The following is a 4,320-nucleotide window of genomic DNA, read 5'->3' as shown; positions in this document are numbered from 1 at the left end:
TGAAAAGCTCCCAGTTTTGCCGGACATAAAATCACTCAAATCTTTATCTATCTGTCAATACTTTCAGATTTAATCAGCAAACCCTAAATAACTGTTTTATCTCAAACCCAAAACTTGTATTGAATGAGGAGGTCTTCCACAGTGAAAAATTCCTATTTTTACTTTAGCTATTTGACTGTTATGGCGATTACCATTTCGGTCATACCCAAAATTGTAATTATCCCGAATGTATTGGCCCAAACTCCTGCTCCAGAGGTGGAAAGTTCTCCAGAATCTTCTGCCTCTAAGACCGAGGCAGATAAATTGTTTGAAACAGGTGTGGAACAATTTCGCAGAGGAGCATTTGATGAAGCTTTAGAAACTTACGAACAAGTTTTGACAATTCGTAAGGAATTAGGAGACCAAACGGGAATTGCTCAAACTCTCAACAATATTGGGGATGTCTATATTAATCAAAGGGAATATTCAAAAGCTTTGGATGTTTTGCAGAAAGCTTTAACTATTCGGCGACAGATAAATGAGCGCTCGGGTGTAGCAGAAACTCTAAATTTAATTGGTTTTGTCTATCAGCGACAGCGGGAGTTTTCCCAAGCTTTAAATTTGCATCAAGAAGCTTTAGATATTTCTGAAGCTATTAGCGATCGCCAAAATGAGGGAGAGTCATTGCATAATATTGGTGCGGTGAAAGCAAGTCAGAGGCAACTTGACCAAGCACTGAAATTTTACCAAGAAGCACTTACTATCCGGGAAGAAGTAGGCGATCGCCGTGACCTTGGTCGGACTCTTAATAATATGGGAGTGGTCTATTTTAATCAAGGTAATTATGACAAAGCTTTGGAAACATATGAAAAAGCTTTAACTGTGCGTCGAGAAATTAATGATAGTGCTGGAGTTGGGAGGTTATTAAATAATATTGGTTTTGTGTATCGAGAAAAGGGTGAAAATTCTGAAGCTATCAAATATTTCCAGCAAGCAGTTGCCATGTTAGAAAGTGTGGGCGACCAAAAAAGTGTAGGGCGAATTTATGCTTTTATTGGGGCACTTTATCAAAAAGAAGGAGAGGAGAGTCAAGCATTAACAGCTTATGAAAAAGGTTTAGAAGCTGCTAAAATTGCAGAGGATAAAACTGGGCAATTGGAAGCTTTAAGTTATTTGGGTGATGCTTATTATGAAATTGGAGAAAATGACAAAGCAAAATCAACTTATGAAGCAGCTTTAGCATTTTATGAGAAAGAAGAGGAAGACCGCGCTGCTGAAGGTGAAGCTATGATTGGTTTGGGAAAAGTTTATAACCGTTTAGGAGAAAACCAGAAAGCTAAACAAATTTTACTAAAATCTTTACCTATTAATAAAAAGGTAGGAGAAAAATCGGTTATTGCTGCCAATATGAATGCTTTGGGAGAAGCTTATTATAGTTCTGGCGATTATTCTATTGCTCTAAATTATCACAAACTTGCTTTAGATAATTTACCTGACAAGGAGGATAAAAATGCTGTAGCTATAGCTTATCAAGGAATAGGAGATTCTTTATTTCAACTGAAACAATATCCTCAAGCTTTAGAAAATTTAGAGCAAGCATTAGCCATATATAAAGAGAGTGAAAAAACTGCCAAAGCAGGTAGAATTTATGGACAGTTAGGCACAATATTAGTCGCCCAAGAAAAACCTGAATTGGCAGTAGTTTTTTACAAACAAGCTGTTAACATCCATGAAACTATGCGGAGTCAGGAAAGTCAAAAAAGTCTATTAGAAAATCCTGAAACAGTTTATCGGAATTTAGCAGATTTACTATTACAACAAGAACGTATTTTTGAAGCTCAACAAGTTTTAGATTTGCTGAAAATTCAAGAACTAGATAATTATTTTGGTAATGTGAAAGGTAATGAAATAACAGCAACCGGAGTAAAATTACTAGCTGCCGAAGAAAAAATTATGACTGAAGATACAAAAGATATTTTAAATCTGGAGATTGATAAAAATAATCTCAAACCTGATTTGTCACAGTTCAAGAGTCTACAAGAAAAATTGCAAAAGTTACCCCGAACAGTTCTATTTTATCCCTTGATTTTGTCAGACAAATTAGAATTAGTATTAATCACAGCAAATGGGGAAACAATACATGAAACTGTAGATGTAAAAGCAGAAGAAATTGAACAGGCTATCGCTGAGTTCCGAGGAACAATTTTTACTCCTGTTGGAGATGTGAAAGAATCGGCAGAAAAACTCTATGGTTGGTTAATAAAACCAATAGAAGATGAATTAACAAAAGCAAATATTAATACAATTATTTATGCACCAGATAAGCAACTACGTTATCTACCTTTAGCAGCACTTTATGACGGAGAAAAATGGTTAGTAGAAAAGTTTAGTCTCAATACTATTATTGCAGCCAGTTTGACAAATTTTGAGACTCAACAAAAAAATAAACCTCGTGTATTAGCAGCAGCTTTAACAGAAGGTAAATATCAACTTCAGATAAGAACTCGCCAAGTTCAGTTAAGACCAACAACAGGAAAATTAGTCGAAAATTTAGCAGAAACAATTCCCGGTAGTCGCCAACTTGTTAACAATGAATTGAGTTCGCAAACAATAATTAATGATTTTAATGACTACAATATTTTGCATTTAGATATTCCTGTGGCATTGTTAACAGAAAAAGAAGGAAATGGTAAACCAGAAGACTCTTTGATCTTATTTGGAGATAGCGATCGCCTGAGTCTGCGCGATATAGAAAATTGGTCATTTGAAATAGATTTGGTAGTATTAAGTGCTGCCGAAACTAATATTAGTGGGCAGATGGGTAATGGGGAAGAAATAGTTGGTTTGGGTTATCAAATGCAAAATGCTGGAGCAGAAACAATAATAGCTTCTTTGTGGCGAGTTAATGATGATTCAGACCAATTAATGAATACTTTTTACACGGTTTTACAAGAAGGAAAAAGTAAAGCAGAAGCATTACGCGCAGCTCAAATAAATATGATTACTGGGAAGGATAAAGAAGGGAATAATCCTTACTATTGGGCATCATTTATATTAATGGGAAATGGATTTTAAAAGATAATTCGTTAAGGGTCATTTCAGTTATCAGTTGTCAGTTCCTCTAGCTGAAGCATCGGGATTGAAATACTGAATCGAAATTTTTTCACCCCCTTAAAAAGGGAGGCTTGAGACCTTATTTTTTTGTAATTTTCTACGAAATGCTTCACATTTATATCTTCTTGGGTGTATCTCATATATTTGCAAAAATACTTTTTTTCTTTTCCCTCTTCCCCGTTCCCTAAAAGCGATAAATTTTTGGCTTTCTTAAAAATTGAGATGCACCCTTCTTCTTCCTTACTTCTACCAAAAGAGCTTATCCAATTAATCTTATATGAAATACAAAAAATTCTGCAAATATACGAATCACCCCATCACCCTATCCCCCTATCACCCTATCTCCCTATCAATCTTATGAAATACAAAAAATTCTGCAAATATACGAATCACCCCATCACCCTATCCCCCTATCACCCTATCTCCCTATCAATCTTATGAAATACAAAAAATTCTGCAAATATACGAATCACCCCATCACCCCATCACCCCATCCCCCCATCTCCCTATCAATCTTATGAAATACAAAAAATTCTGCAAATACAAATATACGAATCACCCCATCACCCTATCCCCCCATCCCCCCATCTCCCTATCCCCCCATCACCCTATCAATCTTTAGTAAGTAGTTGTGCTTTTAGGAATTTCCATTGTGAGATAGGAAACAGGGAACAGGGAACAGGAAGTCTACACTTCTACCAAAAGAGCCTATCCAATTGATTTTATATGAAATACAAAAAATTCTGCAAATATACGAATCACCCCATCAACCTATCCCCCCATCCCCCCATCACCCTATCTCCCTATCAATCTTATGAAATACAAAAAATTCTGCAAATATACGAATCACCCCATCACCCCATCCCCCCATCACCCTATCCCCCCATCCCCTATCACCCTTTAGTAAGTAGGGCTTGCTGATTAATTCTAAAAGTATTGAAATATAAAGGTTTTGGCGTTTGAGAGTTCAAAAAAGTACCAGCTTTTCGCACTTATAAAGCTCAAAAAGCCAGTATCTTAGGATGATTATGGCAGAAAAATTGAGAGACAATTCTTACTCCTACCTCTTCTAAATTCCCCGTTCCTCCAGTCTCGAGTCTCCAGTCTCGAGTCTCCTACAAAGAGCAAAAAGACTTTCCATAAGCAAACCCTAAGTAGTTGTGCTTTTAGGAATTTCCATTGTGAGATAGGAAACAGGGAACAGGGAACAGGAAATCTACAGGAAAT

The 4,320-nt window shown here is 36.2% G+C and carries 1 protein-coding gene; it reads left to right on the top strand.

Features of this window, described 5'->3' with window-relative positions; genetic code table 11:
• Positions 1 to 180 precede the first annotated feature (180 nt).
• Positions 181 to 3,054, top strand: coding sequence for a CHAT domain-containing protein (locus F6K22_RS33635; RefSeq protein WP_293108387.1), 2,874 nt, complete (start codon positions 181 to 183; stop codon positions 3,052 to 3,054).
• Positions 3,055 to 4,320 lie beyond the last annotated feature (1,266 nt).

The sequence above is a fragment of the Okeania sp. SIO2F4 genome (assembly GCF_010672385.1).
Taxonomy (GTDB): Bacteria; Cyanobacteriota; Cyanobacteriia; order Cyanobacteriales; family Microcoleaceae; genus Trichodesmium.
Note: the sequence above shows the minus strand (reverse complement) of the source record. Positions and strands in the feature narration are given on the sequence as shown.

What these genes read in the sequence shown, in the direction of transcription:
- F6K22_RS33635 (WP_293108387.1), top strand. Translation starts at nt 181, where the DNA reads ATGGCGATTACCATTTCGGTCATACCCAAAATTGTAATTATCCCGAAT.